Here is a 26,532-nt window from a genome sequence, read left to right as displayed (position 1 = left end):
CCGGAAGCAAGCGATTTCAGCGGCGTGCGAGCGCGCCGATCTCGCCCTTGATCCGCTCGCGCTCGCTCGCTTCGCAGCGATGAGGCGCCTTGTAGGACTTCACGGCATAGCCGGCATTGGCCGCGACGAAGCGCTGCCGCTCCTGTCGATCGAGCCGCGCGATGATCCGGCCGCGATCGACCTGCAGGCCGCAATCATAGGCGCGCGAGACGGTGGCCGCGGCATATTCCACCGTGCCCGGCATCGGCCCCGCTGCGGTGCAGGCAGCGAGCATCGCGCATAGGGCCACCGCGGCAGCCCGCTTCTGGATCGAGGATAGCGGCACGGGCGGCTCAGAGCTTGTCGAACTCTCCGGCACGGATGCGGCCCATCCGCGCCTTCAGCTCCGCCCGCTCCTCGGCCGTGCAGGCCTGCGGCCTGACACCCTGATTGACCATCTCGGCCTCGGAAACGCCGACATAGGCCGCGCGCGCCGCCGCGATCTGCTGGTCGTCGGCGCCGCGCGCCTTCTCGGCCGCGAGGAAACGGTCGAGCGTCGAGCGTTGCGGCGAGCCCGCCTTGCAGGTTGTCGCGCGCGAGACCGTTGTCGCCAGCGCCGAGGCACGGCCGGCGCTGCTGTCGCCGGCAGCGACGCAGGCGCCCAGCAACGGCGCAAGAAGGCAGGCGAGCGGCAGCGCCCGCCCGATCGGCAGCAGGGCCATGGACGTCAGCCGTTCTTCTCGGGAGCGTTGATCCGCAGATGCGCCTCGCGCAACTGCTTCGGCGTCGCTTCGGCCGGTGCCCCCATCAGCAGGTCGACAGCCTGCTGGTTCATCGGGAACAGCGCGACCTCGCGCAGGTTCGTCGCACGCGCCAGCAGCATGATGATGCGGTCCACGCCGGCCGCCATGCCACCATGCGGCGGGGCGCCGTACTGGAACGCGCGATACATGCCGCCGAAGCGCTCGATCACCGTCTCCTCGCCATAGCCGGCGATCTCGAAGGCCTTCACCATCGCTTCCGGCTTGTGGTTGCGAATGCCGCCCGAGGCGAGCTCGAAGCCATTGCAGGCGATGTCGTACTGGAAGGCCTTCAGCGAGAGCGGGTCTTCCTCGGTCAGCGCCTTCAGGCCGCCCTGCGGCATCGAGAAGGGGTTATGCGAGAAATCGACCTTTTTCTCGTCCTCGTTGTACTCGAACATCGGGAAATCGACGATCCAGGCGAAGGCGAAGGCGTTCTCGTCGATCAGGTTGAGCTCCTGGCCGACCTTGTTCCGGGCGCTGCCGGCGAACTTGTAGAACTTGTCCGGATCGCCCGCGACGAAGAAGCAGGCATCGCCGCCCTTCAGTCCCATCTGCTTGATGATGGCGGCGACGCGCTCAGGCCCGATGTTGTTGGCGATCGGCCCCTGGCCCTCGCCGTCCTCCTTGACCATCAGGTAGCCGAGGCCCGGCTGGCCTTCGCCCTGCGCCCAGGAGTTCATCCGGTCGCAGAAAGCGCGCGAACCGCCACCCGGCGCAGGGATCGCCCAGACACGGTTCTTCTCGCCTTCGAGGATGCGCGCGAAGACCTTGAAGCCCGAGCCGCGGAAATGCTCGGAGATGTCCTGCATCTCGATCGGGTTGCGCAGGTCCGGCTTGTCGGAGCCGTATTTGGCGATCGCTTCGGCATAGGGGATGCGCGGCCAGTTCTTCTGGACGCTGCGGCCCTCGGCGAATTCCTCGAACACGCCGGTGATGACCGGCTCCATCGTCGCGAACACGTCCTCCTGCTCGACGAAGCTCATCTCGACGTCAAGCTGGTAGAACTCGCCCGGCAGGCGGTCGGCGCGCGGGTCCTCGTCGCGGAAGCAGGGCGCGATCTGGAAGTAGCGATCGAAGCCCGCCATCATCAGGAGCTGCTTGTACTGCTGCGGCGCCTGCGGCAGCGCGTAGAACTTGCCGGCATGCAGGCGGCTCGGCACCAGGAAGTCGCGCGCGCCTTCCGGCGAGGAGGCCGTCAGGATCGGCGTCTGGAACTCCGAGAAGCCCGAATCCTTCATGCGGCGGCGCATCGAGTCGATGACCTTGGTGCGCAGCATGATGTTGTTGTGCAGCTTCTCGCGACGCAGGTCGAGGAAGCGGTACTTGAGGCGGGTATCCTCGGGATATTCGAGATCGCCGAAGACCGGTAGCGGCAATTCGGCCGAAGGACCGAGCACCTCGATCGCGGTCGCGAAGACCTCGACCGCGCCGGTCGGCAGGTTGGCGTTCTCGGTGCCGGCAAGGCGAGCCTTGACCTTGCCATCGATGCGAACGACCCATTCCGAGCGCAGCGTCTCGGCCTCAGTGAAGGCCGGCGAATCAGGATCGATCACCACCTGCGTCATGCCGTAATGGTCGCGCAGGTCGATGAAGAGCACGCCACCATGGTCGCGGATGCGATGGCACCAGCCGGAGAGGCGGACATTCTGGCCGATATCGCTGTCACGGAGCGCGCCGCAGGTGTGGGAACGGTAGCGATGCAGGGTCACGGGCGTGTCTTTCGGAAATGCGTCGAAGGCCGGCGAAGAAGCCAGCCGCAGCTTGCGGCTAACCACACGCGCGCGCCCGAAATGTCAAGAACGCCCGCGACATCCCGCTTCTGTCTCTGCTAAGACGGCCTCACCATGCATCTCATTTCCGATACCGCCGCGCTCTCCGCCGCCTGTGACCGCCTCGCGAGCCACCCTTTCGTCACGGTCGACACCGAGTTCCTGCGCGAGACCACCTATTACCCCAAGCTGTGCCTGATCCAGCTCGCCTCGCCGGACGAGGCCGTGCTGGTCGATCCGCTCGCGCCCGAACTCGACCTCGCGCCCTTCTTCGCGCTGATGGTCAACGAGAACGTCGTCAAGGTCTTCCACGCCGCGCGGCAGGACCTGGAGATCGTCTGGCTGCTCGGGCGCGTGCTGCCTCACCCGCTCTTCGATACGCAGGTTGCCGCCATGGTCTGCGGTTATGGCGACTCGGTCGGCTACGAGCAGCTCGCCAACGACCTCGCCAAGGCCCGCATCGACAAGTCCTCGCGCTTCACCGACTGGTCGCGCCGCCCGCTGACCGAGGCACAGCTCGCCTATGCCGAGTCGGACGTCACCTATCTGCGCGACATCTATCTCGCCCTGAAGGCCGATCTCGACGCCAGCGGCCGCGAGAGCTGGGTCGCCGAGGAAATGTCCGTGCTGACCTCGCCTTCGACCTATGAGGTCAAGCCGGAGAACGCCTGGCAGCGCCTCAAGGGCCGCATCCGCAAGCCGCGCGAACTGCCGAACCTGATGGAGATCGCCGCCTGGCGCGAGCGCGAAGCGCAGACCCGCGACGTGCCGCGCCAGCGCGTGCTCAAGGACGACGCCATGATGGACATCGTCCAGCGTGGCCCGCGCTCGGTCGAGGCCCTTGCCGAGCTGCGCTCCGTCCCCAACGGCTTCGAGCGCTCGCGCAGCGGCGCCGAGGTCCTGGCCGCGATCGAGCGCGCCGCCGCGATCGATCCCAAGACCTTGCCCCGGCTGGAGCGCGAGCGCGGCCGCCCGACCAATGCCGCCGTGCTCGACCTGCTCAAGGTGTTGCTCAAGGCGGTGGCGGATGCCGAGCGCGTGGCGCCCAAGATCATCGCCTCCAGCGACGATCTCGACGCCATCGCCTCCGACGACCTCGCCGACGTGCCCGCCCTCCAGGGCTGGCGCCGCGGCGTCTTCGGCGAGAAGGCTTTGGCCCTGAAGAACGGAACGCTCAGCCTGCGCATCCAGCGCGGCCGGGTGGTGGTGGGCTGACGGGGCAAGCCGCCCACCGTCATTCTCGGGCGAAGCGCAGCGCAGACCCGAGAATCTCGTGACAAGATAGCTCTGGTTTCAGAGATGCTCGGGTCAAGCCCGAGCTGACGAGCTTCTGCTCACCCGCTGCCGTAACTCTTCACCAGCGAGCCCGCGACCAATCCCCAGCCGTCGACTAGCACGAAGAAGATCAGCTTGAACGGCAGTGCCACCGTCACTGGCGGCAGCATCATCATGCCGACCGACATCAGGATCGAGGCCACGACGAGATCGATGATCAGGAAGGGCACGAACAGCAGGAAGCCGATCTCGAAGGCACGGCGCAGCTCCGAGATCATGAAGGCCGGGATCAGCACCTCGACGCCGACATCCTGCGGCGTCTGCGGGCGCGGCCCCTGCGACATGTCGAGGAACAGTGCCAGGTCCTTCTCCCGGACATGCCTGAGCATGAAGGTCTTGAAGGGCACGACGCCGCGATTATACGCCTCCTGCGGCTGGATCTGGCCGGCGACCAGCGGCTGGACGGCGTTGGTATAAGCCTCGCGCAGCGTCGGGGCCATCACGAAGCCGGTCAGGAACAGCGAGAGCCCGAGGATCACGGCGTTCGGCGGCGCGGTCTGCGTGCCGAGCGCCGAGCGCAGCAGCGACAGCACCACCACGATCCGGGTGAACGACGTCACCATGATCAGGATCGACGGCGCCAGCGACAGCACCGTGATGACGGCGATGAGCTGCAGCGCCCGCTCCGCGACGCCGCCGCCCTGCCCGAGATCGAGCGAGAGCGTCTGCGGCAGCGCCGGCACGCTCTGGAGCACGAGCATCAGCGCGGCCGCCACCAGGGCGCGCCCGCCTCGAAACCGTCTCGCTCGTCCGCCGATGAATGTCACGCGCGCCGCCACAGCCCGACTCAACCGACCGGGCGCCGACGAGGCTAGCCACGCGAAAACGCCGCGCAACCGATGCGCGGCGTCATGAGGCCAGATGGCCGACAATCCTGTTGATGGCCTGCCACCCGAAGGCGTTCAGGCCATGCGCGACGGCCTCAGGACTTGGCCTTCGGATCGCGGCCGAGCAGCCGGGCGAACTCGGCTTCGATCGCGTCCACCGAGAACGGGTCGATTTCCTTGGTGGCGGGTTCCACCGGCTTTTCAGGCTCGGGCTGCGGCTTCGGAGTTTCGACCGGAGCCGGCTCTTCCACGATCGCGATCGTTTCCTCGTCCTCGATGACCGGCTCGTCCTCGAGCACGGGCTCGAACGCCGGGATGGGTTCCGGCTGAGGCACTTCGGCCGGCTTCGGCTCGAACGGCTTGGGTTCCGGCGCCTTCTGGATCGGGGGTTCCGGCGCCTTCTGGATCGGGCGATCCAGCGACAGTCCCAGGGCCGCCGCGAGCTCCGCCTCGACATCGCTCGGGATCGGCTTCTGGCGCGGCGGCACAACCGGGGCCGGAGCCGGCGCCACGACGATCTCGGGCACGATCTCAGGCTCGGGCGCTGGCGGCTCGACGACCGCGGCGGCCTTCACGGGCGGCGCCTTCTCCTCAACGACAGGCGCGGGAGCGAGCTTTTCGGTGACGAGAGGCGGTTCCACGGCGGGCGCAGCAACCTCCGGGGCCGCGTCAGCGCCGAGATTGGCCGGACGCACGGCGGAGAACGGCCGCTTCAGCGCTTCTTCGAGTTGGCGCGTCATGTCGTCGAGCTCGCCGGCGCTGACGGCGGGCTGCGGCGCATGCTCGCGCGCAAAGCTCGGCGCAGGACCGGTGGTGACGGGCGGCACCGGCATCGCCGGCGCGGCGGGCTTGGCGGCGGCGGCAACCGACTCCGCCGCAGCCACACCGAGCGCGGCGGCGACACCCGCGGTTGCGGCCGTGGCGGCGACGCCGGTCAGCGGCGGCTCCGCCTGGACCGGAACGGCCCGGCTCGGCAGCGGCGGCAGCAGCTCGGGCCCCTCGGGCGCATAGCCGGCGCGGCGGGCTTCATCCCCCGCCCGCATCGCCGGCTCGCTCGGCGGAACCAGCGACTCGAACGGCGGCAGCGGCCGGTCGGCCGCGGTATCGACATAGGTCGGCGGGGCCGCGCGGCTGCCGCTGCGCATGATATTGGTCTCGACCACGACGTCGGAAGCGCCGCCGATCATCAGCAGATGCTCGATATTGTCGCGCCGGATCAGCACGAGCTGGCGCTGGCGGTCGAGGTCGTAGGTATCGACCACGCCGAGCCGGGGCTGGCGCTGCCGCCCGCCGGCCTGGCCGCGCAGGCGCAGGCGCCCGCCCTGGATCTGCCGCACGAACAATCCGAGCAGCGCGAGAAGCACGAGAATGACGACAGAGGCGACGATCACCTTCTGCGCGGTCGAGAGTTCCAATCCGAACAAGCTCTGCAAGGTATGCCTCTTACGCGACGGCGGCCCGGACGGCCGTTAAGTCCCGTCCATGTTTCAACACCTTGGCTATAGCATAACGCTTTCGCTATCGGGAAACATGGTGAACGCGTGGTTAATCACACCCGCGAAAACCCGCCGCTTTAACCGGATATTAACCATGAACCCGGCAGGATTTGCCGGGTAGACCGACCTCGCCGGCTACGCAAACGGGGAGCTGGAGCCATGGCGAACGACGGATTCAGCCTCAGTGGCGGCCTGATGCAGGCGCTGAAGACGCGCATGCATTACCAGCAGTCGCGCCAGAAAATCCTCGCTGAGAACGTCGCCAATGCCGACAGCCCCGGCTTCCGCCCGGTCGACCTGAAGCCGCCGAGCGCCGATCCGGCTCGCGCCGGCGTCGCGGTCGCCCGCACCAGCGTCGGGCATATGAGCCTGAACACCGCCAATGGCGGCTTCGACGGCACCGGCGCCCCGCGTTTCGAGACCACGCCCAACGGCAACGCGGTCAATCTCGAGGACGAGATGCTCAAGGTCGCGCAGAACCAGTCCGACTATCAGCTTGCCGCCTCGCTCTACAGCAAGGGGCTCGGCCTGATGAAGATCGCGATCGGCAAGGGGCGCTGATCATGGACCTGATCAAGAGCATCGCCGTCGCGGCTTCCGGCCTGCGCAGCCAGTCCGGGCGCATGCGCATCATCTCCGAGAACATCGCCAATGCCGATTCGGGTCCCGAGAAAGCCGGCGCCGAGCCCTATCGCCGCAAGGTCCCGACCTTCCAGCGCCATATGGACCGCACGCTCGACGCCCAGCTCGTGGCCCTCGGCAAGGTCCAGCGCGACCCGAGCGCCTTCAAGACCAAGCACGAGCCCGGCAACCCGGCAGCCGACGCCAACGGCAACGTCCAGATGCCGAACGTCAACTCGCTGGTCGAGATTGTCGACATGCGCGAGGCCCAGCGCAGCTACGAAGCCAATCTCAACCTGATCTCTTCGACGCGCCGGATGATCCAGCGCACCATCGACATCCTGCGCGCCTGAACCGCGCGGCTCCAGAAGGAGACTGAATAGCCATGGCCACTCCGGGTTTCGCCGCGGGCGCCTACGCCTCCATCCAGGGGATGGGTGCCGGCAATCTGATGCGCAAGCCGCTCGCCACGGGCGGCGCGGAAGCGGGGGGACCGGATTTCTCCGCCCTCCTCGGCAAGGCGCTCGATGCCACCGCCAATGCCGGCCGTCAGGCCGATGCCCAGACCGCGAGCGTCGCGGGTGGACGGGCCGATATCGTCAATGTCGTGACGGCGGTGGCCGAGAGCGAGGCCGCGATCGAGACGCTGGTCGCCGTGCGCGACCGCGTCATCGCGGCTTACGAAGAAATCATGCGGATGCCGGTCTGACGGCCAAGAAGATCGGACTGACATCATGACTTCCGGAGCCATTCTCGACATCGCCCGCGACGGCATCGTCGTCTTCCTCAAGGTCGGCGGCCCGCTGATGGTGATCGCGCTCGCGGTCGGCCTCATCGTCTCGCTGGTGCAGGCGCTGACCCAGATCCAGGAACAGACGCTGGTCTTCGTGCCGAAGATCGTCGCCGTCTTTGCCGCGCTGCTGCTGTTTCTTCCGTTCATGGGAGACGCGCTGGCGGGTTATATGGGGCGAGTCGCCGCCCGAATCGCCACGGGCGGATGAGCCCGTCGCGCCTGACGCCGGCCCTGGCCGGCGCGGGTCCGCGGCGCACCCATTGGCGCGAAGGTGCCCGCGGCACGATGCAGATCGCGATCCTGCCCGAGATCAGCGCCATTTTCGTGCTCGTCTTCGCGCGGGTCGGCACGCTCGTCATGCTGATGCCCGGCATCGGCGAACGCTTCATCTTCTCGCGGGCGCGACTGTCGCTCGCCTTCTTCATCGCCCTGATGATCGTCCCGATCGCCCGGCCCTCGCTGCGCGTGCCCGGCGATGTCTCCGGGGTCGTCACGCTGCTCATCGGCGAATTGCTGGTCGGCCTCGTCATCGGGCTTTGCGCCCGGCTGGTCATGGCCTGTCTGCAGACCGCCGGCACGCTCGTCGCCCAGACCATGGGGCTCGGCTTCGCCATGACGGTCGATCCGACCGGCGGCATGCAGAACCCTTCGATCGGCAACTTCCTGACGATGCTCGGCATCACGCTGATCCTGACCACGGACCTGCACCATATCGCGATCGCCGCAATCCATGAGAGCTACCGCCTGCTGCCACCGGGCGGTGCCGTCGACATGACCGACACCATGGCGCTGGCGATCCGCTCGACCGCGCGCGGCTTCGCGCTCGCCGTCCAGATTTCCGCGCCCTTCCTCATCTTCGGCCTGCTCTTCAATCTCGGCCTCGGCGTGCTCGCACGGATGATGCCGCAATTGCAGGTCTTCTTCCTCGCCGTTCCCGCCTCGATCATGGGCGGAATGCTCGTCCTGCTCGTCGTGCTCGGCGTGATGATGAGCGTCTTCATCGCCGACCTCGGCGCCTTCCTCCGTCAGTTCACCGGCTGAGGGGAGCGCGATGTCCGAGGACACAGAAAACGAAGACAGAACAGAAGACCCGACCCAGCGAAAGCTGGACGAAGCCACCGAGAAAGGCGACGTCCCCAAATCGCAGGAGATCGGGACCTTCTTTGTGCTCTGCGGCTTCACGCTCGCCCTGATGGTCGCCGCTGGCTGGTCGGCGCGCGAGGCCATGCTGTCGCTGCGCTCCTTCCTGATGAACGCGCATCAGGTCCCCTCCGACGGCGCCTCCTTCATGCAGGTCACGCAGCGCGGCGTGCTCACCGGCTTTATGGCGCTGGGCCTGCCCTTCGCCTTCATCCTCTGCGCAGGGCTCGCCGGCGCGATGCTTCAGCACAAGCCGCTTTGGACCTTCGAGCCGCTGATGCCGAAATTCGATCGCATCTCGCCGATGGCCGGTGCCAAGCGCCTGTTCGGCAAGGAGGCCTGGGTCAATTTCGCCAAGGGCCTCGCCAAGACGGCGCTGATCGGCATTGTCGTCTGGTACACGCTCTGGGCGCAGCACGACCGGCTCGAAGGCTTTGCCCAGATGGGCATCGAGGCGCTCATGCCGGCTGCGCTCTCGCTCGCGATCCAATTGATGGGCGCGGTGCTCGCCCTCTTCGCCATCATCGCCATCGGCGATTTCGGCTGGCAGCGCTTCTCCTGGTACCAGCGCCAGAAGATGACCAAGCAGGAGATGAAGGACGAGTTCAAGAACTCGGAAGGCAATCCCGAGATCAAGGCGAAGCTGCGCCAGATTCGCGCCAGCCGCGTCCGCAAGCGCATGATGGCGGCGGTGCCCAAGGCGACCGTGATCATCACCAACCCGACCCACTTCGCCGTCGCGCTGCAATACGAACCCGGCATGCCGGCTCCCTTGTGCCTCGCCAAGGGCGTCGATACGGTGGCCCTGAAGATCCGCGAGGTCGCCGGCGAGCATCGCGTGCCGATCGTCGAAAATCCCCCGCTGGCGCGTGCGCTCTATGCCACGGTCGACATCGACGAAGAAATTCCTGTCGAACACTATCAGGCTGTCGCCGAAGTCATCGGATACGTCTTGCGCCTGAAGGGCCGTCGCGCCTAACTCCGGGATGGATGCGAAGGAAGCTTGGCTGCCGGGTTTCCGCGCGGCCGCAAGGGAACGGACTCCACCGCAATGAGCGGCACCACGGCGACCAATACGATCGATCGCTCGGACAAGCCCGGCCATATCGGGATCATCCTGTTCGTTGCGGCGCTGCTCGTCGGCGCGGCGATCGCGCTCGGCTTCCTCGCCAATGAATGGGCGCAGCCGCTGATCCTCGGCCTGCTCGCCCTGCTCTCGGTCGTCGGCGTCTTCGGCCTCTTCGCCTTCGCCATCGGGCTGGTGCAGTTTTCCGGCCGCGCCTCCCGCAACGACCTGACCAAGGCCATCGTCGACCGCGCCGATGACGGCATCGTCGTGACCGAAAGCGAGAACGAGGTCGTCTATGCCAACGAAGCCTATCTCGCACTGGCTGGCGCGACCGGCGCCAACGACCTGAAGCCGGTCGGGCGCCTGCTGACCGGACGCGCCGACGTCTCCGAGGCGATCTACCGGCTCGCCACCGCCGCCCGCGAGCACCGCCGCCTCGTCGAGGAGGTCCGGCTCGAGCCCGCGCTGAACGGGCGCGGCGAGGTCGGCTGGTACCGCGTCCGCGTCTCCCCCGTCCGCCGTGAGGCCACGACCGCGACGATCTGGTCGGTCTCCGACATCACCCCGGAACGCGAGCGCCAGGAAAATGCCTTCCAGGAGCTCCAGCACGCGATCGACTATCTCGACCACGCGCCGGCCGGCTTCATCTCGATCGATGCCGATGGCGAGGTCTCCTATCTCAACGCCACCCTCTCCGGCTGGCTCGATTTCGACCTTGCCCGCTTCGGCTCCGGCGGCCTGCATCTCGACGATGTCTGCACGCCCTCCGCCGCTGCCCTGGTCCAGGCGATCCGCGGCCAGCCCGGCGATGTCCGCGTCGAGGTGCTCGATGTCGATCTGAAGCGCCGCAACGGCGCGCCCCTGCCCGTGCGCCTGCATCATCAGGTCGCCTTCGGGCAGGACGGCCGCGCCGGCCCCTCGCGCACCCTCGTCCTCAACCGCACGGCGGGCGAGGCCGGGGCCGATGGCGGCAGCGATGCCGAGGTCCGCTTCGCCCGCTTCTTCCATTCGACGCCGATGGCGATCGCGACAGTCGACGAGACCGGCGCGATCCTGCATTCCAACGCCGCCTTCGCCCGCCTGATCCCGGCTGGCCTCAGGCCCCGCACCATCCACGACCTCGTCGCTTCTGGCGCCGGGCTAGACGAGGCGCTGGCCGAGGTGGTCGCCGGCCGCTCTGGCGGCAACCCGCTCGACCTCACGCTCGCGGGCGAGGACGGCCGCTCGGCCAAGCTCTACCTCACGCCGGTTGCCGGCACCGAGGGCGGCGACGGCGAGCGCGCCATCGTCTACGCGCTGGAGACCACGGCGGAGCGCAAGCTGCGCGACAACATGGACCAGGCCGGCAAGATGCAGGCGGTCGGCCAGCTCGCCGGCGGCATCGCGCACGACTTCAACAACGTGCTGCAGGTCATCATCAACGCCTCGGAGTTCCTGCTGGCGAGCCACCGGCCGACCGACCCGTCCTTCCCGGACATCATGCAGATCAAGCAGAACGCCTACCGCGCCGCGGCGCTGGTCAGGCAATTGCTCGCCTTCTCGCGCCGCCAGACCCTGCGCCCGCAAGTGCTGGAGCTCGGCGAGGTGCTCTCCGATCTCTCGCTGATGCTGAAGCGCGTCGTCGCCGACAAGGTCACGCTCGACGTCCGCCAGGGCCGCGACCTCTGGCCGGTCAAGGCCGATCTCGGCCAGCTCGAACAGGTCATCGTCAACCTCGCCGTCAACGCCCGCGACGCCATGCCGAACGGCGGCAAGCTCGCGGTGCGGACCCGCAACGTCGCCCGCGAGGACTGCGCTTCCTTCAGCCATGAGGCCCTGCCGACCGACGACTACGTGCTGCTGGAGGTCGAGGATACCGGCACCGGCATCCCGCAGGAGCATCTCGACAAGATCTTCGAGCCCTTCTTCACCACGAAGGAAGTCGGCAAGGGCACCGGCCTCGGCCTCTCCATGGTCTATGGCATCGTCAAGCAGACCGGCGGCTATGTCTTCGTCGACTCGACCATCGGCAAGGGCACGGCCTTCCAGATCTTCTTGCCGCGCCACGTCCCGAGCCAGGAGGAGATCGCAGCCGAGGCCGCCGCCAAGGAAGCGCCGAAGAAGCTCGCCGCCGACCATACCGGCGCCGGCGTCATCCTGCTGGTCGAGGACGAGGACGCGGTGCGTGCGCTCAACGCCCGCATGCTGGTCTCGCGCGGCTACACCGTCCACGAGGCGGCGTCCGGCGTCGAGGCGCTCGACCTCTTCCTCCAGAACGACGGCAAGATCGACCTCGTCGTCTCCGACGTGGTGATGCCGGAAATGGACGGCCCGACGCTGCTCGGCGAATTGCGCAAGCGCAACCCGAACACCAAGGTCGTCTTCGTCTCCGGCTATGCCGAGGAAGCCTTCCGCAAGAACCTGCCCGAGGGCGAGGAATTCCACTTCCTGCCCAAGCCCTTCACGATGAAGCAGCTCGTCGAGACCGTGAAGGCGGCGATGGGGTGAGATCGGCGGCGCCCTCACGCGGGCACCGCACACCGCCCCGTTTTTCCATCTCGTGACAGCTCCTGACAGTCCTGCTGACAGAAACTGACACTGAGAACAAAAAAAGAACTTGCGGACAGGAACAAAGCGTGACCATCTCCATGTCAAGACGCATTGAGATGTCCCCCTCGCCCTGTCATAAGGAGCCCGAACCGTGAATCAGGCGAATCTCAAACTCGTGGAAGGCTCCTCGATGGACAAGGCCAAGGCGCTCGATGCGGCGCTCTCCCAGATCGAGCGCGCCTTCGGCAAGGGCTCGATCATGCGGCTCGGCAAGAATTCGCCGTCGATCGAGATCGAGACGATTTCGACCGGTTCGCTCGGCCTCGACATCGCGCTCGGCGTCGGCGGCCTGCCCCGGGGCCGCGTCATCGAGATCTACGGGCCGGAATCCTCCGGTAAGACCACGCTGGCGCTGCACACCATCGCCGAAGCCCAGAAGAAGGGCGGCGTCTGCGCCTTCGTCGATGCCGAGCACGCGCTCGATCCGGTCTATGCCCGCAAGCTCGGCGTCAATCTCGACGATCTCCTGATCTCGCAGCCCGATACCGGCGAGCAGGCGCTCGAGATCACCGACACCCTCGTCCGCTCCGGCGCGATCGACGTGCTCGTGGTCGACTCCGTTGCGGCGCTGACGCCCCGCGCCGAGATCGAGGGCGAGATGGGCGATGTTCAGCCCGGCCTCCAGGCCCGCCTGATGAGCCAGGCCCTGCGCAAGCTCACCGCTTCGATCTCGCGCTCGAACTGCATGGTCATCTTCATCAACCAGATCCGCATGAAGATCGGCGTGATGTACGGCTCGCCGGAGACCACGACCGGCGGCAACGCACTCAAGTTCTACGCCTCGGTGCGTCTCGACATCCGCCGCGTCTCGACGCTGAAGGAGCGCGACGAGGCGACCGGCAACCAGGTCCGCGTCAAGGTCGTCAAGAACAAGGTCGCGCCGCCCTTCAAGCAGGTCGAGTTCGACATCATGTTCGGCGAGGGCATCTCGAAGGTCGGCGAGCTGATCGATCTCGGCGTCAAGGCCGGCATGGTCGAGAAGGCGGGCGCCTGGTTCTCCTTCGACAGCCAGCGCCTCGGCCAGGGCCGCGAGAACGCCAAGACCTTCCTCAAGGCCAATCCGGACCTCGCCGCGAAGATCGAAGCCACGATCCGCCAGAATTCCGGCCTCGTCGCCGACCGCATCCTCGATCAGGCGGACCCGACCGCGGACGATCTCGACGAAGGCGAAGCCTGAGATAGCCAACGCCGTCATGCTCGGGCTTGGCCCGAGCATCTCAGGCCGAATGAGGCGACCTATCCTGAGAGAGATTCTCGGGTCTGCGCTTCGCTCCGCCCGAGAATGACGTTCCGATGCAAGCGGGCGGTCTTCGGGCCGCCCGTTTTCGTTTGCCGATAAGGCTTTGCGGGCTGTGCGCTGCATCCCAAGCATTTTCAAGCGAAGTGGCCACCGGTTCGCGTGAAGAGAATGCGGCAACTAGAAGACCGGAGCCTTTCCGTGTTTCGCAGAAACGCGGAAAGGCTCCGGCTTTCTGGACAGGCGCCAACCGCCTGACTAGAACCGGTTCTTCCCGCCGAGCGCGAGCCCGGCCTCCTGCCCAAGATCAGAGCGCAAAAGAGCGATGAGCGGCGTCAACGATATCCGGTCGACCTTCCTCGACTACTTCAAGTCCCAGGGCCACGAGATTGTGCCGTCGAGCCCGCTCGTCCCGCGCAACGACCCGACGCTGATGTTCGCCAATTCGGGCATGGTGCAGTTCAAGAACGTCTTCACCGGGCAGGAGAAGCGCCCCTATTCGCGCGCCACCACCGCCCAGAAATGCGTGCGCGCCGGTGGCAAGCACAACGACCTCGACAATGTCGGCTACACCGCCCGTCACCACACCTTCTTCGAGATGCTGGGGAACTTCTCCTTCGGCGACTATTTCAAGGAACAGGCGATCCACCACGCCTGGACGCTGGTCACGCGCGAATTCGGCCTGCCCAAGGACAAGCTGACGGTCACCGTCTATTCCGAGGACGACGAGGCGCATGCGCTTTGGAAGAAGATCGCCGGCCTGACCGACGACAAGATCATCCGCATCCCGACCTCGGATAATTTCTGGCGCATGGGCGATACCGGTCCTTGCGGCCCCTGCTCCGAGATCTTCTACGACCATGGCGACCATATCTGGGGCGGCCCGCCAGGCTCGGCCGAGCAGGACGGCGACCGCTTCATCGAGATCTGGAACCTCGTCTTCATGCAGTACGAGGAAGCGGCCGGCGGCATCCGCACCAACCTGCCCCGCCCCTCGATCGATACCGGCATGGGGCTGGAGCGCATCGCGGCCGTGCTCCAGGGCACGCATGACAACTACAATATCGACCTGTTCCGCGCCCTGATCACCGCGATCGCGGACCTGACCTCGGTCGATCCGGATGGTCCTATGAAGGCGAGCCATCGCGTCATTGCCGACCATCTGCGCTGTTCCGCCTTCCTGATCGCCGACGGCGTGCTGCCCTCGAACGAGGGCCGCGGCTACGTGCTGCGCCGGATCATGCGCCGCGGCATGCGCCATGCGCAGCTGCTGGGCGCCAAGGAGCCGCTGCTCTACAAGCTCGTGCCGGCGCTGACCCGCGAGATGGGCCGCGCCTATCCCGAATTGCTGCGCGCCGAAGCGCTGATCACCGAGACGCTGAAGCTGGAAGAAACCCGTTTCCGCACCACGCTGGCGCGCGGTCTCACCTTGCTCGACGACGCTTCGAAGGATCTGACCTCCGGCCAGAGCCTCAAGGGTGACGTCGCCTTCACGCTCTACGACACCTACGGCTTCCCGCTCGACCTGACGCAGGACGCCCTGCGCGCCCGCGAGATCACGGTCGATACCGAGGGCTTCGATGCCGCCATGCAGCAGCAGAAGGCCAAGGCGCGCGCCGCCTGGTCCGGCTCCGGCGAGGCTGCGACCGAGACGCTCTGGTTCCCGCTGCGCGACAAGGTCGGCGCGACCGAATTCTTGGGCTACGACACCGAGACCGCCGAGGGCGTCGTCACCGCGCTGATCCGCGACAATGCCGAGGTCTCCTCGCTGAAGGCCGGCGAGAGCGGCTTCATGCTGGTCAACCAGACGCCATTCTACGGCGAATCCGGCGGCCAGGTCGGCGATGCCGGCCTGGTCAAGGCGCCGGGCACGGTGGTCGAGGTCACCGACGTCCAGAAGAAGCTCGGCGACGTCTTCGCCCATGGCGTCACGGTCAAGGAAGGCGAGCTGAAGCTCGGCGCCGCCGTCGAGCTCGTCGTCGACCATGAGCGCCGCACCGCCATCCGCGCCAACCATTCGGCGACGCATCTCCTGCACGAGGCCCTGCGCCTCGTCCTGGGCGACCATGTCGCGCAGAAGGGCTCGCTGGTCTCGGCCGATCGCCTGCGCTTCGACTTCTCGCATCCCAAGCCCATCAGCGCCGAGGAGCTGCGCGAGGTCGAGGAGATCGCCAATGCGATCGTCCTGCAGAACGAGCCGGTCACGACCCGCCTGATGAGCGTCGACGAGGCGATCGCCTCGGGCGCGCGCGCCCTCTTCGGCGAGAAATACGGCGACGAGGTCCGCGTCGTCGCGATGGGCACGAACCCGGCCGGCCGCGCCTATTCGGTCGAGCTCTGCGGCGGCACCCATGCCTCGCGCACCGGTGATATCGGCCTCGTCAGCATCGTCGGCGAAGGCGCAGTGGCGGCCGGCGTGCGCCGCCTCGAGGCCATGACGGGCAATGGCGCGCGCCTGCGCCTCAACGCGGAATCGCGCCTGCTCGACGGGCTGGCGAGCCTGCTCAAGGTCCCCGCCAACGAGGCCGGTAACCGCCTCGCCGCCCTGATCGAGGAGCGCCGCAAACTCGACCGCGAATTGACCGAGGCCCGCAAGAAGCTCGCCATGGGCGGCGGCGGCACGGCTGAGGACCCGGTCCAGGAGATCGCCGGTGCCAAGCTCCTCGCCCGCGCCGTCACCGGCATCGAGATGAAGGACCTGAAGAGCCTCGCCGACGAGGCCAAGGCTCGCGTCGGCTCCGGCGTCGTCGCCATCGTCGGCGTTGCCGATGACGGCAAGGCCGGCGTCGTCGTCGGCGTCACGCCTGATATGACCGAGCGCTTCGATGCGGTCGCGCTGGTCCGCGTCGCCTCCGAGCAGCTCGGCGGCAAGGGCGGCGGCGGACGCCGCGACATGGCCCAGGCCGGTGGGCCGGACGGCAGCAAGGCGCAAGCCGCGCTCGACGCCGTCGCGGCCGCGATGGGCTGACGAAGAGATGGCCGCCGCCACGCCTCGACGGGGCTGGCGGTGGCAGGTTCACCTGTGGTTCGATCACGGTGCCGGCGACGACCTCGTCGCCACCGTGATCCACCGGGCGCTGGTCGCGCTGATCTGCGCCAATGTGCTGGCGATCGTGCTGGAATCGGTTCCCACGCTCGCCGCCCGCTTCGGCCCCGGTTTCGAGCTGCTGGAGCGCATCTCGCTCGCGGTCTTCACGGTCGAATACGCCATCCGCATCTGGATCGCGCCCGAGCATGCCCGCTATCGCGGCCTCAGCGCGACGCGCGCCCGGCTCGCCTATCTCCGCTCCTTCCCGGCCATCATCGACCTGCTCGCGATCCTGCCGCTCGCGGCCGCGCTGCTGGGTTTCGGCGAGGTCCGGTTTCTCCTGCTGCTGCGCCTGCTGCGCTTCTTCAAGCTCGGCCGCTATTCGCCCGGCATGGCCTCGCTCGCGGCGGCGCTGGCGGCGGAGCGCAAGGCGCTGGTCGCCTGCTTCGTCATCCTGATGGGCGTGATGCTGGTCGCGGCAAGCGCCATGCATCTGGTCGAACATGAAGCCCAGCCCGACAAGTTCGGCACCATTCCCGATGCGATGTGGTGGGCGATCATCACCCTGACCACGGTCGGCTATGGCGATGTCTTTCCGATCACCGTAGCCGGCAAGGCGGTCGCGGCCGTCACCGCCGTACTCGGCCTCGTCATGCTCGCTTTGCCGGTCGGCATCGTCGCGACCGCGTTCGCGCAGGAGATCCACCGGCGCGAATTCGTCGTGACCTGGAGCATGGTCGCGCGCGTGCCGCTTTTCGGCGGGCTCGATGCCAGCGAGATCGCCGCCGTGATGCAGTTCCTGCGCGCCCAGTCGGTGCGCTCAGGCGCCGTTATCATGCATCAGGGCGAACCCGGCCGGGCGCTCTATTTCATCGCCAGCGGCGAGGTCGAAGTCGCGCTCGCCAACAGCCGCGACCGGCTCGACGAAGGCCATTTTTTCGGCGAACTCCAGCTCGATGATATCGCCATCGCCAGCCATTCGCCCTGCCCGCAAGCGGCGGTGGCGACGGTTCCTTCCAAGCTCCTGGTGCTCGACCCCATCGATTTCCGGGCACTCACCACACGCCACCCCCGGCTTGCCGAGCGCATCCGGGCGCTGGCGAGAGGATGAACGTGAAACGCCGTTCCCTGATCGCGCTCGCAGCCTTGCTCCTGCCAGCGCTGGCAGCCGCACAGACGAAAACCGCCCCGCGCCGCAGCGATGCCCCCGCCCTCTCCGCGGCCCGCACCATCGTCGCCGGTGCACCGCTCAGCGTCTTCCTCAGCAACGCGCCGCAAGGCGCCCGCCTCGCGATCGCCCGCCCCGACGATCCCGCCAGCAAGGCAATCGTCGTCGTCGAGCCGAAGAACGCCGTCCCCGCCCTGCCGACGCCGGGCGCCGTCGGCGCCTATGAAGTGCGCCTCACCGTGGAGAAGGACGGCGCGCCCGTGATCCTGCTGCGCCAGCCCCTCGCCACGACAGAGCCCAGCGCGACGCTGGCTGCGCCGGAGCGGGTCGGCCGTGGCCAGGGCGTGCCGGTGCGCGGCATCGGCCCCAATGGCGAGCAGGACCGTGTCATGCTGGTGAAGCCCGATGCTCCCGCCGACACAGACGGCCCGCGCTTCTTCCCGGCCGAGAATGTCGAGGCGACGCTGGAAGCGCCGGACCAGCCGGGCCTCTATGAATTGCGCTACGTGCTGCATGCGCCGCTGGCGGAGCACCAGATTCTGGCGCGTCGGGCCATTAAGGTCGAATGAGCCGCCTGCAGCGGCTGGATCAGTAAAACTCCCGCAATCTTCCCCGCCTATATCGGCCTTGATTTGGGGAGTACCGAAGGATGAGCAGCGTGAGCGATGCCCGCTTCTGGGATCGGACATCCGGCCGATACGCGCGTAGCACCATCTCGGACATCGCCGGCTATGAACGCACGCTGGAGCGGACGCGCGGGCTGCTGAGGCCGCAGGATCGGGTGCTGGAACTCGGCTGCGGCACGGGATCGACGGCGCTCAGGCTGGCCGACGGCGTGCAAAGCTATCTCGCGACGGACATCTCGACCGGCATGATCGCGATTGCCGAGCAGAAACTGGCGATAGAAGCGATCTCGGAATTGAGCTTCCGCGTCGCCACGGCAGAAGCGCTCGGATCCGACGCATCTTTCGATGCCGTTCTGGGCTTCAGCTACTTGCATCTGGTGCGTGACCTGTCCGGCACGCTCGAACATATCCGCGGCTTGCTCGCCGAGGGCGGGCTGTTCATCTCGAAGACGCCCTGTATCGGGGACATGAACCCGCTCGTCGGATACGCTGCCCTGCCCGTGATGAGGGCGCTCCGGCTGGCGCCCTATGCTGCCGTCTTCAACGCGGCAGAGCTTAAGGAACGCGTGTCTGCGGCCGGCTTTCAGATTCTGGACGTCGAGAACCACGCGACCAAGGGTAAGCACTGGCGCCCCTACATCGTGGCCCGGAAGGCCTGATCACTGCCGGCGAGCACAGCGCATGGAAAAAGCCCGGCCTTTCGGCCGGGCTGCTCATTCCACGCAACGATGAGCTTGAAATCAGGCAGCCATCGCCTTGCGCATGTTGTCGCTGACCTTCTCGAGGAAGCCGGTGGTCGAGAGCCACTTCTGCTCGGCGCCGACCAGCAGGGCGAGGTCCTTGGTCATGTCACCGGCCTCGACCGTGTCGACCGTGACCTTCTCCAGCAGCGAAGCGAACTTGGCGAGCTCGGCATTGTTGTCGAGCTTGGCGCGGTGCGCGAGGCCACGGGTCCAGGCGAAGATCGAGGCGATCGAGTTCGTCGAGGTCTCCTTGCCCTTCTGGTGCTCGCGATAGTGGCGGGTCACCGTGCCGTGCGCGGCCTCGGCCTCGACGGTCTTGCCGTCCGGCGTCATCAGCACCGAGGTCATCAGGCCGAGCGAGCCGAAGCCCTGCGCCACCGTGTCGGACTGCACGTCACCATCGTAGTTCTTGCAGGCCCAGACATAGCCACCCGACCACTTCATCGCGGAAGCGACCATGTCGTCGATCAGGCGGTGCTCGTAGGTGATGCCGAGCTTGTCGAACTCCGCCTTGAACTCGGCCTGGTAGATCTCCTCGAAGATGTCCTTGAAGCGGCCGTCATAGGTCTTGAGGATGGTGTTCTTGGTCGAGAGATAGACCGGGTACTTGCGGATCAGGCCGTAGTTCAGCGAGGCGCGGGCGAAGTCGCGGATCGAGTCGTCGAGATTGTACATCGCCATGGCGACGCCGGCCTCGGGGGCCTTGAAAACCTCCTTCTCGATGACCTTGCCGTCCTCGCCGACGAACTTGATCGAGAGCGTGCCCTTGCCCGGGAACTTGAAGTCCGTCGCGCGGTACTGGTCGCCGAAGGCGTGGCGGCCGATGACGATCGGCTGGGTCCAGCCCGGCACCAGGCGCGGCACGTTCTTGCAGATGATCGGCTCGCGGAAGATCACGCCGCCGAGGATGTTGCGGATCGTGCCGTTCGGCGACTTCCACATTTCCTTGAGGTTGAACTCCTTCACGCGGCCCTCGTCCGGCGTGATGGTGGCGCACTTCACCGCGACGCCATGCTTCTTGGTGGCGTTGGCGGCATCGATCGTGACCTGGTCGTTGGTCGCGTCGCGGTTCTCGACCGAGAGGTCGTAATAGTCGAGCTCGAGATCCAGATACGGGAAGATCAGGGTGTCCTTGATCTTCTGCCAGATGATCCGGGTCATCTCGTCGCCGTCCATGTCGACGACCGGGTTGGCGACCTTGATCTTGCTCATGCGATGACCCCTGTTCTCTCCAGATAGAACGATCCGAAACCACGCCTTTCGGCATGGCCTGCGGCTGGGTCGCTTCCTAGCGGGTTACGCGCGGCGGGGGAAGCGCGGCTTTCGGGCAATCTCGCGCAACAATCATTATGCTGCACTGCCGCAAAATCGGCATCTTCCCCGCCTAGCCTGACCTGCCGCTCGTCATAGCGACAGGACGAACGACGTGTTCCGTTTCATTCCCGATTGCCGGTCCGGCTTCGCGCCGGCCACGCTCCTTCTTGCGGCGACGCTTAGTCCCGCCCTCGCCTCCACGCCGCTCACGGCAGAGGAGCAGCCCGCCATGCCGCTGCCGATCCCGCGTGGCGCCTTGATCGATCCCGACGCGGACGAGATGCCGGCGCTTGCCGCGAGCGAGCCCGATGCGATCGTCTTCGATCCGGGGTTGGCCGCGCTCGGTCGCGCCGCCGCATCATCGGGCGCACATCTGCGGGCGCGGGCGCCGATCCCGGTCGACATCATCCGCAAGGGTTTTGCCGCCCGCCAGAATACGATGAGCGCGGCGCAGGACCGCTCGGTCGGCTTCAAGCTCGGGCAGGACATCTTCTCGCTCTCGACCACGCTCTCCGATCCGGCGAGCACCGGCGCGACGCGGAATGCGGAATTGCGCTGGCGGCTCGCCCAGCCTGTCGGGGCAGGCAAAGGCTTCATCTGGGGCCTCGCCACCGGTGGCGGCAGCGCGCTCTACGGCAATCCCGAACAGATCGGCGAGGCGCTGATCGGGTACCGGCAGGAGCTGTTCCCCCACCTCACCCTGACCTCCCAGCTCACCATGGGCGGGACTTACGTCTTCGCGCCGGGCGACGGCATTCACACCGCGATGACGCCGGAGATGAAGCTTTCGGTCGATCTAGCCAGACTGGCCGACCTGCCCTGGCAAACCTCCTTCGACGTCACGCTGGCGCGCAAGGTGCCACTCGTGGCCAGCGATTTCGAGACGCGCGGCCGGGCGATGCTCTCCTTGAAGTACAAGTGGGACTGAGCGGCATGGCCGCCACCGCATGGCGGCCTGCGTCTTCCTGCCTTCCCCCTCAGCGCGGGCCGCTCTAGCCTCGCCCCATGACACACGCGACTTCGACCAAATTCGCCCTCGTCACCGGCGGTACGCGCGGCATCGGCGCCGGTGCCGCTCTCGCGCTCGCCACGGCCGGCTACGAGGTCCTCGCCACCGGCCTGACCGAGGAGGAGGTCGCGGCGGCGCCGACCCATCCCGCCATCCGCCATGCCCGGCTCGACGTAACCCGCGACGCCGAGGTCGCCGCCATCGTCGCGACCTGCCCGCGCCTCGACGCGCTGGTGAACTGCGCCGGCATGATCCAGCGCGGCGGCAAGGAATTCGAGATCGACGCCTTCCGCCTGACAATCGAGGTCAATCTCAACGGCACGATGCGGATGTGCCTCGCCGCCAAGGACAAGCTCGCCGCCAAGGGCGCGGACAAGGCCGGCGGCGGCATTGTCAATATCGCCTCGATGCTGACCTTCCACGGCTCGCCCTTCGCGCCGGGCTATGCGGCCTCGAAAGGCGGCATCGGCCAACTCACCAAGTCGCTCGGCGCCGCCTGGGCGCAGGACGGCATTCGCGTCAACGCGGTCGCGCCGGGCTGGATCGAGACCGAACTGACCCGGCCGCTGGTCGAGGATGCTGAGCGCTCAGCGCCGATCCTCGCCCGCACGCCGATGGGCCGCTGGGGCAACCCCGGCGATGTCGGCGGCGCCATCGCCTTCCTGCTTTCGGACGCGGCCCAGTTCATCACGGGCGCGATCCTGCCGGTCGATGGCGGCTATCTCGCCGTCTAGGAAAGCGATTCCAGCCCAATGACTTGGGCCGGAAACCTGAATCAGATTGCGCGCGGATTGAATCAGAACATCAGCCCGGGAGAGACGCCATGAACACGACGAGCCCGATGCCCGTCGCGGCCACGCAGGAGGAGCGCTGGACGCCCTATCGCCATCCCCAGCCGAAGGAATCGCCGCCCGAGCTGATCGTCCCGAACGTCATCCCCACCGACGAGCGCGTCTGGGTTCCGGTGGACGACAATGTCTGGTTCCGGCCCCTGCTCCTCTGCACCTCGCGCGGCTACTGGATGAACCTGCTCAAGGTCCGCCGCGCCGGCGTGCTCTCACGCCACCGCCACCCGCTGCCGGTCCACGGCTATGTGCTCAAGGGCCAATGGCGCTATCTGGAGCACGATTGGGTCGCGACCGAGGGCTCCTATGTCTACGAGGCGCCGGGCGAGACGCATACGCTGGTGGTCGATCCCGATGTCGAGGAGATGATCACCATGTTCCAGGTCAACGGCGCGATGATCTATGTCGATCCGGACGGCAAGTGCCTGGGCTATGACGACGTCTTCACCCGCATCGACAAATGCCGCGCGCATTACGCCCAGAACGGGCTCGGTGCGGAGTATGTCGATCAGTTCATTCGATAGGTCGACCAGTGCAGAGGGCCGTCATTCTTGGGCGAAGCGAAGCGCAGACCCGAGAATCTCTGGCAGAATAGAGCTATGAGCCCCTCTTTTGGCATGGGATGCTCGGATCAAGCCCGAGCATGACGGCGCTTTGTCGCCCTCAGCGCTTCAGCTTCGCGAGCTCCACGGCCGCGCGCAATTCGATGTGGGCCAGCACCTCGTCGAGACGCGGATCGTCCGTGGTCTCGCGCCGGAGCGCCAATGTCGTGCGCAGCCGCTCCAGCTCGGAGGGCAGCACCCGGCCAGCGAGCAGCGCCGCCTTCAGCCGATCGAGCCCGTCGAGCAGGTCATGTCCGCGCCTCGCCTGCCGACGCTTGCGATCCTGCGAATCCTCCTGCGCCTGGACGGCGAGCAAGGTGTCGAGCGGACCTGCCGCGCTGACGCCGCTGCTGCGGGCAGCGGTCGCCGATTCCTGCGTCGGAAGCGTGAAGGCCGCGCCGCTCGAGCGCCTCGCGGAACTGGCCGGGCCGGCATTCGAAACGGGCGCGCGCTGGTCGATCCTGATCATCGGCGGCCTCGTGAAGGGTTAACGAACTCTTGCGGCAAGACGGTTAACAGCCGGTAAATTGCCCGGCAGAAACTGCCGCCCCGGCAGGAAGCGCAAGCCCCGCAAGAGCCTCCCGACCATGACGCCGAACTGCAAAGGACTGACAAACAAGGCTTTTCAAATTCGAGCGGTTTGGCACGCCGCTCGCAAGGGCTCTGGCGAGTTCAACCACTCTTTGGTGCCAGACGCATGTTCCGCAACCCCGCCCTGAAGACGCTGCTGAAGCCGCTGGCCGCCATGCTGGCCGTGGTCGTCGGCCTGTCGTCGCAGCCGGTGTTCGCGCTCTCGCGCATCAAGGACCTTGCCTCCGTCGAGGGCGTCCGGACCAACCAGCTGCTCGGCTACGGCATCGTCGTCGGCCTCAACGGCACCGGCGACACGCTCAACAACACGCCCTTCACCAAGCAGTCGCTGCAGGCGATGCTGGAGCGCCTCGGCGTCAACACCCGCGGCGCCAACATGCGCACGGCCAACGTCGCCGCCGTGATGGTGACGGCCAACCTGCCGCCCTTCGCCACGCAAGGCACGCGCGTCGACGTCACCGTCTCGGCCATGGGCGATTCCAAGTCGCTGCAGGGCGGCACGCTGCTGGTCACGCCGCTGCTCGGCGCCGATGGCGAGGTCTATGCGGTGTCGCAGGGCCCGGTCGCGATCTCCGGCTTCTCGGCCGAGGGCGAAGCCAGCAAGATTACCCGCGGCGTGCCGACCGTCGGCCGCATCGCCAATGGCGGCGTCGTCGAGCGCGAGATCGATTTCGCGCTGAACAAGCTCTCGACGCTGCGCCTGTCGCTGCGCAATCCCGACCTGACCACCGCACGGCGCGTCGCCGCCGCGATCAACGATTTCGTCGGCGGCGACTCGGCCGAGCCGACCGATCCTTCGACCGTGGTCCTGCAGATTCCGCCGCGCTTCAAGGGGAACATGATCCGGCTGCTCACCGATATCGAGCAGCTGCGCGTCGAGCCCGACCAGCTCGCCCGCATCGTCATCGACGAGCGCTCCGGCATCATCGTCATGGGCAAGGACGTCCGCGTCTCCACGGTCGCCGTGGCGCAGGGCAACCTCACCGTCACGATCAGCGAGCAGCCGCAGGTCTCCCAGCCCGAGCCGTTCGGGCGTGGCCAGACCGTCGTGACGCCCCGGACCAACGTCAAGGTCGATACCGGCGGCGGCAACAAGCTCGCCCTCGTCAAGGAAAGCGTGACGCTGGCCGAACTCGTCGACGGGCTCAACGCGCTCGGCATCGGCCCGCGCGACCTGATCTCCATTCTCCAGGCCATCAAGTCGGCAGGCGCCCTGCAGGCCGAAATCGAGGTGATGTGATGACTGCTGCCCTCGCGCTTCCCGCCGCGAACCTTGCCCTCGGCGTCGCCGGCAAGGTCGCCAGCGGCATCGCCGATGCGCTCGACCCGGCCAAGGCCAAGGCGAAGAAGCAGGCCGACGAGTTCGAGACCATGTTTCTCGAGCAGATGACCGAGAAGCTCTTCGCCAACGTGGGCACCGAAGGCCCGCTGGGCGAGAACGGCACCGGCGGCGGCATCTGGCGTTCTCAGCTGACGCAGCAATATGCCCAGCAGATCCAGAAGGCCGGCGGCATCGGCCTGTCCAACCAGATCATGCGCGACCTGATCAACCTGCAGGAGCAGGCTGCGGGCGGAGTGCAGAATGCTGGCCGCTAAGCCGATCCTCGACGAGCGCCCGCGCATCGCCGATGCGCTGAGCGCGCGCGCCCTGGTCGAGGCCGTGCTGGAGGCGCTCGGCGCCCTCTCCCATCTCGTCGGCGAGGAAACCGAGCTCGTCCGCGCCGGCCGCCTGCCGGAAGCGATGACCCGCGAGCCGCGCAAGACCGAGCTCGCCGGCATCTACATGCGCGGCGTCGAGCAGGTGAAGCTGAACGCCGTGGCGCTGGCCCGCTTCGTGCCGGGAGAGGTCAAGCGGCTGAAGGACGCCCATCTCGCCTTCCAGGGCCTGATCGAGACCAACCAGATCGTGCTGGCGACGGCGCGGGCCGTCTCGGAATCGATCGTTCGCGATCTCGCCGCCGATGCCAACAAGCCGATGCGCGCCAATGGCTACGGCCCGGCGGCGACCGTCGGCGCCGGCGTCTTCGCCCGTCCGAATTCCGGGCCATTGGTCGTCTCGCGCCGGCTGTGAGACGCTATGGCTGGTCGCTTCCGCTCTGGGGCAGGAAGCGCCAGCCCCTTGGTTTAAAAAGGGTTTACGCGACGGCTGCGCCGGAAACCCTAAAGATTTACCTAATTTCTTGACGCCGGATTCAATCTTTTCTGCCAATCTCCGTACTGTCGGGTAGCACGTCCTGCTCCCGGCAGCGGACGAGAGCGGCGCGACGGCGCCGTGAACGACTCCAGAAGGAGTGGTCATGGATTTTGGCAACGCCCCCAAGCTCGCGGCCGTGATCGGCCCGCCGCCTGTCAGCCGTTCTGACGTCACGGCCCATGCCGGCAGCGTCGCGGTCGACCTTCCCCCTGAAAAGACCGTGCAGTCGGCCTCGGCCGGCGCGGCCGTCAATGTCGAAGTCCGCGCCGAGGCGCGCGACGCGCAGAGCCGCGCCGATGGCGAGCGCCGCGCCCGCGCCAACGCCCAGAACAGTCGCGAGGCCGCCCGCACCACCGACGAGACGGTCGAGCGCAAGCTGATCATCGATCCGCAGACCCGCGCGATCGTGCTGCAAAAGAAGGACCCGCACACCGGCGAGACGATCTCGCAGCTCCCGGACGAGACACTCCTGAAGCTGCGCGCCTACTCGCGCGAACTCAGCGAGCGGGCCCGCGAGGCCAGCGAAACCCAGCACCATCAGGTCGAGCGGACGGCCTGACGGCCACCTCCCCTTGCACCGCTTCGTGAAGCCGCCCGCCTCCGCGCGGGCGGTTTGCGTTTGGCCCTACGCCGGCCGCCGCAATTAGAGGCTGCTTAACCATGCCCCGACAAGGCGGCGATCCCGCTCAATTCGCCGGCTGAAATTTACCTGTTGTTACGGGCTGGGCCAGCAGGGTCGGCCCGTCCTGGCCAG

At 67.1% G+C, this 26,532-nt stretch carries 27 protein-coding genes; 20 read left to right on the top strand and 7 right to left on the bottom strand.

Annotated elements, in window-relative coordinates:
* Positions 1–16: 16 nt before the first annotated feature.
* The 3 genes from AC07NY_RS08870 to aspS are packed head-to-tail and all read right to left on the bottom strand — an operon-like array spanning position 17 to position 2,485.
* Positions 17–325: a hypothetical protein gene (locus AC07NY_RS08870; RefSeq protein WP_492287276.1), complete on the bottom strand. Its 309-nt coding sequence runs from the start codon at positions 323–325 to the stop codon at positions 17–19.
* Positions 326–332: 7 nt separating this feature from the next.
* Positions 333–701: a hypothetical protein gene (locus AC07NY_RS08865; protein ID WP_492287275.1), complete on the bottom strand. Its 369-nt coding sequence runs from the start codon at positions 699–701 to the stop codon at positions 333–335.
* 5 nt (positions 702–706) lie between these two features.
* The gene (gene aspS, locus AC07NY_RS08860) at positions 707–2,485 is read right to left on the bottom strand and encodes an aspartate--tRNA ligase (protein ID WP_492287443.1); all 1,779 of its coding nucleotides are present in this window, start codon (positions 2,483–2,485) and stop codon (positions 707–709) included.
* A gap of 141 nt (positions 2,486–2,626) precedes the next feature.
* Here aspS and rnd point away from each other — a divergent pair, with 141 nt between their 5' ends.
* Positions 2,627–3,766 (top strand): ribonuclease D, encoded by a 1,140-nt coding sequence (gene rnd, locus AC07NY_RS08855; RefSeq protein ID WP_494583307.1) that lies wholly within the window; start codon positions 2,627–2,629, stop codon positions 3,764–3,766.
* A 119-nt stretch (positions 3,767–3,885) separates the two neighbouring features.
* On the opposite strand, the gene fliP is transcribed toward rnd, so the two are convergent.
* On the bottom strand, positions 3,886–4,587 hold the full coding sequence (fliP, locus tag AC07NY_RS08850; RefSeq protein WP_492287442.1) for a flagellar type III secretion system pore protein FliP: 702 nt from the start codon (positions 4,585–4,587) through the stop codon (positions 3,886–3,888).
* Between the two features lie 221 nt (positions 4,588–4,808).
* Positions 4,809–6,146, bottom strand: a complete 1,338-nt coding sequence (locus AC07NY_RS08845) for a hypothetical protein (protein WP_494583305.1) — start codon at positions 6,144–6,146, stop codon at positions 4,809–4,811.
* Between the two features lie 222 nt (positions 6,147–6,368).
* Here AC07NY_RS08845 and flgB point away from each other — a divergent pair, with 222 nt between their 5' ends.
* The 12 genes from flgB (at position 6,369) to AC07NY_RS08785 (ending at position 19,139) form a co-directional block, all read left to right on the top strand.
* Entirely contained in the window at positions 6,369–6,770 is a 402-nt protein-coding gene (flgB, locus tag AC07NY_RS08840; protein ID WP_492287271.1) for a flagellar basal body rod protein FlgB, read from the top strand.
* A gap of 2 nt (positions 6,771–6,772) precedes the next feature.
* Positions 6,773–7,183: a flagellar basal body rod protein FlgC gene (gene flgC, locus AC07NY_RS08835; RefSeq protein ID WP_494583303.1), complete on the top strand. Its 411-nt coding sequence runs from the start codon at positions 6,773–6,775 to the stop codon at positions 7,181–7,183.
* Between the two features lie 32 nt (positions 7,184–7,215).
* Positions 7,216–7,539, top strand: a complete 324-nt coding sequence (fliE, locus tag AC07NY_RS08830; RefSeq protein ID WP_336814303.1) for a flagellar hook-basal body complex protein FliE — start codon at positions 7,216–7,218, stop codon at positions 7,537–7,539.
* A gap of 25 nt (positions 7,540–7,564) precedes the next feature.
* Positions 7,565–7,831: a flagellar biosynthesis protein FliQ gene (fliQ, locus tag AC07NY_RS08825; protein ID WP_336814302.1), complete on the top strand. Its 267-nt coding sequence runs from the start codon at positions 7,565–7,567 to the stop codon at positions 7,829–7,831.
* 77 nt (positions 7,832–7,908) lie between these two features.
* Positions 7,909–8,664: a flagellar biosynthetic protein FliR gene (gene fliR, locus AC07NY_RS08820; RefSeq protein WP_494583707.1), complete on the top strand. Its 756-nt coding sequence runs from the start codon at positions 7,909–7,911 to the stop codon at positions 8,662–8,664.
* A 10-nt stretch (positions 8,665–8,674) separates the two neighbouring features.
* Complete coding sequence (gene flhB, locus AC07NY_RS08815; RefSeq protein WP_492287269.1) at positions 8,675–9,742, top strand: flagellar biosynthesis protein FlhB; 1,068 nt, start codon at positions 8,675–8,677, stop codon at positions 9,740–9,742.
* Between the two features lie 72 nt (positions 9,743–9,814).
* On the top strand, positions 9,815–12,319 hold the full coding sequence (gene cckA / locus AC07NY_RS08810) for a cell cycle histidine kinase CckA (RefSeq protein WP_494583301.1): 2,505 nt from the start codon (positions 9,815–9,817) through the stop codon (positions 12,317–12,319).
* A 193-nt stretch (positions 12,320–12,512) separates the two neighbouring features.
* Complete coding sequence (recA, locus tag AC07NY_RS08805) at positions 12,513–13,598, top strand: recombinase RecA (RefSeq protein WP_349237279.1); 1,086 nt, start codon at positions 12,513–12,515, stop codon at positions 13,596–13,598.
* Between the two features lie 385 nt (positions 13,599–13,983).
* Complete coding sequence (gene alaS / locus AC07NY_RS08800; RefSeq protein ID WP_494583299.1) at positions 13,984–16,626, top strand: alanine--tRNA ligase; 2,643 nt, start codon at positions 13,984–13,986, stop codon at positions 16,624–16,626.
* A gap of 7 nt (positions 16,627–16,633) precedes the next feature.
* On the top strand, positions 16,634–17,797 hold the full coding sequence (locus AC07NY_RS08795) for a cyclic nucleotide-gated ion channel (protein ID WP_494583298.1): 1,164 nt from the start codon (positions 16,634–16,636) through the stop codon (positions 17,795–17,797).
* Between the two features lie 2 nt (positions 17,798–17,799).
* Positions 17,800–18,423, top strand: coding sequence for a hypothetical protein (locus AC07NY_RS08790; protein WP_494583296.1), 624 nt, complete (start codon positions 17,800–17,802; stop codon positions 18,421–18,423).
* A gap of 80 nt (positions 18,424–18,503) precedes the next feature.
* Positions 18,504–19,139, top strand: coding sequence for a class I SAM-dependent methyltransferase (locus AC07NY_RS08785; protein ID WP_494583294.1), 636 nt, complete (start codon positions 18,504–18,506; stop codon positions 19,137–19,139).
* An 81-nt stretch (positions 19,140–19,220) separates the two neighbouring features.
* Here the strand turns inward: AC07NY_RS08785 and AC07NY_RS08780 are convergent, their stop codons facing one another.
* Positions 19,221–20,435: an NADP-dependent isocitrate dehydrogenase gene (locus AC07NY_RS08780; protein ID WP_454656322.1), complete on the bottom strand. Its 1,215-nt coding sequence runs from the start codon at positions 20,433–20,435 to the stop codon at positions 19,221–19,223.
* 214 nt (positions 20,436–20,649) lie between these two features.
* On the opposite strand from AC07NY_RS08780, the gene AC07NY_RS08775 reads away from it, so the two are divergent.
* The 3 genes from AC07NY_RS08775 (at position 20,650) to AC07NY_RS08765 (ending at position 22,915) form a co-directional block, all read left to right on the top strand.
* A complete protein-coding gene (locus AC07NY_RS08775) occupies positions 20,650–21,465 on the top strand; it encodes a hypothetical protein (RefSeq protein ID WP_494583293.1) in 816 nt (271 codons plus the stop codon).
* 77 nt (positions 21,466–21,542) lie between these two features.
* Entirely contained in the window at positions 21,543–22,280 is a 738-nt protein-coding gene (locus tag AC07NY_RS08770; RefSeq protein WP_494583291.1) for an SDR family NAD(P)-dependent oxidoreductase, read from the top strand.
* 89 nt (positions 22,281–22,369) lie between these two features.
* Positions 22,370–22,915: a 2,4'-dihydroxyacetophenone dioxygenase family protein gene (locus tag AC07NY_RS08765; protein WP_492287261.1), complete on the top strand. Its 546-nt coding sequence runs from the start codon at positions 22,370–22,372 to the stop codon at positions 22,913–22,915.
* Positions 22,916–23,054: 139 nt separating this feature from the next.
* Here AC07NY_RS08765 and AC07NY_RS08760 read toward each other — a convergent pair whose 3' ends face one another.
* Entirely contained in the window at positions 23,055–23,462 is a 408-nt protein-coding gene (locus AC07NY_RS08760; protein WP_494583290.1) for a flagellar assembly protein FliX, read from the bottom strand.
* 228 nt (positions 23,463–23,690) lie between these two features.
* On the opposite strand from AC07NY_RS08760, the gene AC07NY_RS08755 reads away from it, so the two are divergent.
* The 4 genes from AC07NY_RS08755 to AC07NY_RS08740 all read left to right on the top strand — a co-directional run bounded on the left by AC07NY_RS08755 (position 23,691) and on the right by AC07NY_RS08740 (position 26,337).
* Positions 23,691–24,824, top strand: a complete 1,134-nt coding sequence (locus AC07NY_RS08755) for a flagellar basal body P-ring protein FlgI (protein ID WP_492287259.1) — start codon at positions 23,691–23,693, stop codon at positions 24,822–24,824.
* Positions 24,824–25,180, top strand: coding sequence for a rod-binding protein (locus AC07NY_RS08750; RefSeq protein ID WP_494583288.1), 357 nt, complete (start codon positions 24,824–24,826; stop codon positions 25,178–25,180). The genes AC07NY_RS08755 and AC07NY_RS08750 overlap by 1 nt, the downstream gene beginning before the upstream one ends.
* Positions 25,167–25,655, top strand: coding sequence for a hypothetical protein (locus tag AC07NY_RS08745; protein WP_492287257.1), 489 nt, complete (start codon positions 25,167–25,169; stop codon positions 25,653–25,655). The genes AC07NY_RS08750 and AC07NY_RS08745 overlap by 14 nt, the downstream gene beginning before the upstream one ends.
* 226 nt (positions 25,656–25,881) lie before the next feature.
* The gene (locus tag AC07NY_RS08740; protein ID WP_494583286.1) at positions 25,882–26,337 is read left to right on the top strand and encodes a hypothetical protein; all 456 of its coding nucleotides are present in this window, start codon (positions 25,882–25,884) and stop codon (positions 26,335–26,337) included.
* Positions 26,338–26,532: the final 195 nt, after the last annotated feature.

The organism is Allobosea sp. GW821-FHT09G06 (assembly GCF_059416005.1).
This window is presented reverse-complemented; position numbering and strand designations above follow the sequence as displayed.

Bases quoted from the DNA above. Each gene is read 5' to 3' on its own strand.
- AC07NY_RS08865 (WP_492287275.1), bottom strand. From the start codon at position 701: ATGGCCCTGCTGCCGATCGGGCGGGCGCTGCCGCTCGCCTGCCTTCTT.
- rnd (WP_494583307.1), top strand. From the start codon at position 2,627: ATGCATCTCATTTCCGATACCGCCGCGCTCTCCGCCGCCTGTGACCGC.
- fliP (WP_492287442.1), bottom strand. From the start codon at position 4,587: ATGCTCGTGCTCCAGAGCGTGCCGGCGCTGCCGCAGACGCTCTCGCTC.
- flgB (WP_492287271.1), top strand. From the start codon at position 6,369: ATGGCGAACGACGGATTCAGCCTCAGTGGCGGCCTGATGCAGGCGCTG.
- flgC (WP_494583303.1), top strand. From the start codon at position 6,773: ATGGACCTGATCAAGAGCATCGCCGTCGCGGCTTCCGGCCTGCGCAGC.
- fliE (WP_336814303.1), top strand. From the start codon at position 7,216: ATGGCCACTCCGGGTTTCGCCGCGGGCGCCTACGCCTCCATCCAGGGG.
- fliQ (WP_336814302.1), top strand. From the start codon at position 7,565: ATGACTTCCGGAGCCATTCTCGACATCGCCCGCGACGGCATCGTCGTC.
- fliR (WP_494583707.1), top strand. From the start codon at position 7,909: ATGCAGATCGCGATCCTGCCCGAGATCAGCGCCATTTTCGTGCTCGTC.
- flhB (WP_492287269.1), top strand. From the start codon at position 8,675: ATGTCCGAGGACACAGAAAACGAAGACAGAACAGAAGACCCGACCCAG.
- cckA (WP_494583301.1), top strand. From the start codon at position 9,815: ATGAGCGGCACCACGGCGACCAATACGATCGATCGCTCGGACAAGCCC.
- alaS (WP_494583299.1), top strand. From the start codon at position 13,984: ATGAGCGGCGTCAACGATATCCGGTCGACCTTCCTCGACTACTTCAAG.
- AC07NY_RS08795 (WP_494583298.1), top strand. From the start codon at position 16,634: ATGGCCGCCGCCACGCCTCGACGGGGCTGGCGGTGGCAGGTTCACCTG.
- AC07NY_RS08785 (WP_494583294.1), top strand. From the start codon at position 18,504: ATGAGCAGCGTGAGCGATGCCCGCTTCTGGGATCGGACATCCGGCCGA.
- AC07NY_RS08780 (WP_454656322.1), bottom strand. From the start codon at position 20,435: ATGAGCAAGATCAAGGTCGCCAACCCGGTCGTCGACATGGACGGCGAC.
- AC07NY_RS08770 (WP_494583291.1), top strand. From the start codon at position 21,543: ATGACACACGCGACTTCGACCAAATTCGCCCTCGTCACCGGCGGTACG.
- AC07NY_RS08765 (WP_492287261.1), top strand. From the start codon at position 22,370: ATGAACACGACGAGCCCGATGCCCGTCGCGGCCACGCAGGAGGAGCGC.
- AC07NY_RS08760 (WP_494583290.1), bottom strand. From the start codon at position 23,462: ATGATCAGGATCGACCAGCGCGCGCCCGTTTCGAATGCCGGCCCGGCC.
- AC07NY_RS08755 (WP_492287259.1), top strand. From the start codon at position 23,691: ATGTTCCGCAACCCCGCCCTGAAGACGCTGCTGAAGCCGCTGGCCGCC.
- AC07NY_RS08750 (WP_494583288.1), top strand. From the start codon at position 24,824: ATGACTGCTGCCCTCGCGCTTCCCGCCGCGAACCTTGCCCTCGGCGTC.
- AC07NY_RS08745 (WP_492287257.1), top strand. From the start codon at position 25,167: ATGCTGGCCGCTAAGCCGATCCTCGACGAGCGCCCGCGCATCGCCGAT.
- AC07NY_RS08740 (WP_494583286.1), top strand. From the start codon at position 25,882: ATGGATTTTGGCAACGCCCCCAAGCTCGCGGCCGTGATCGGCCCGCCG.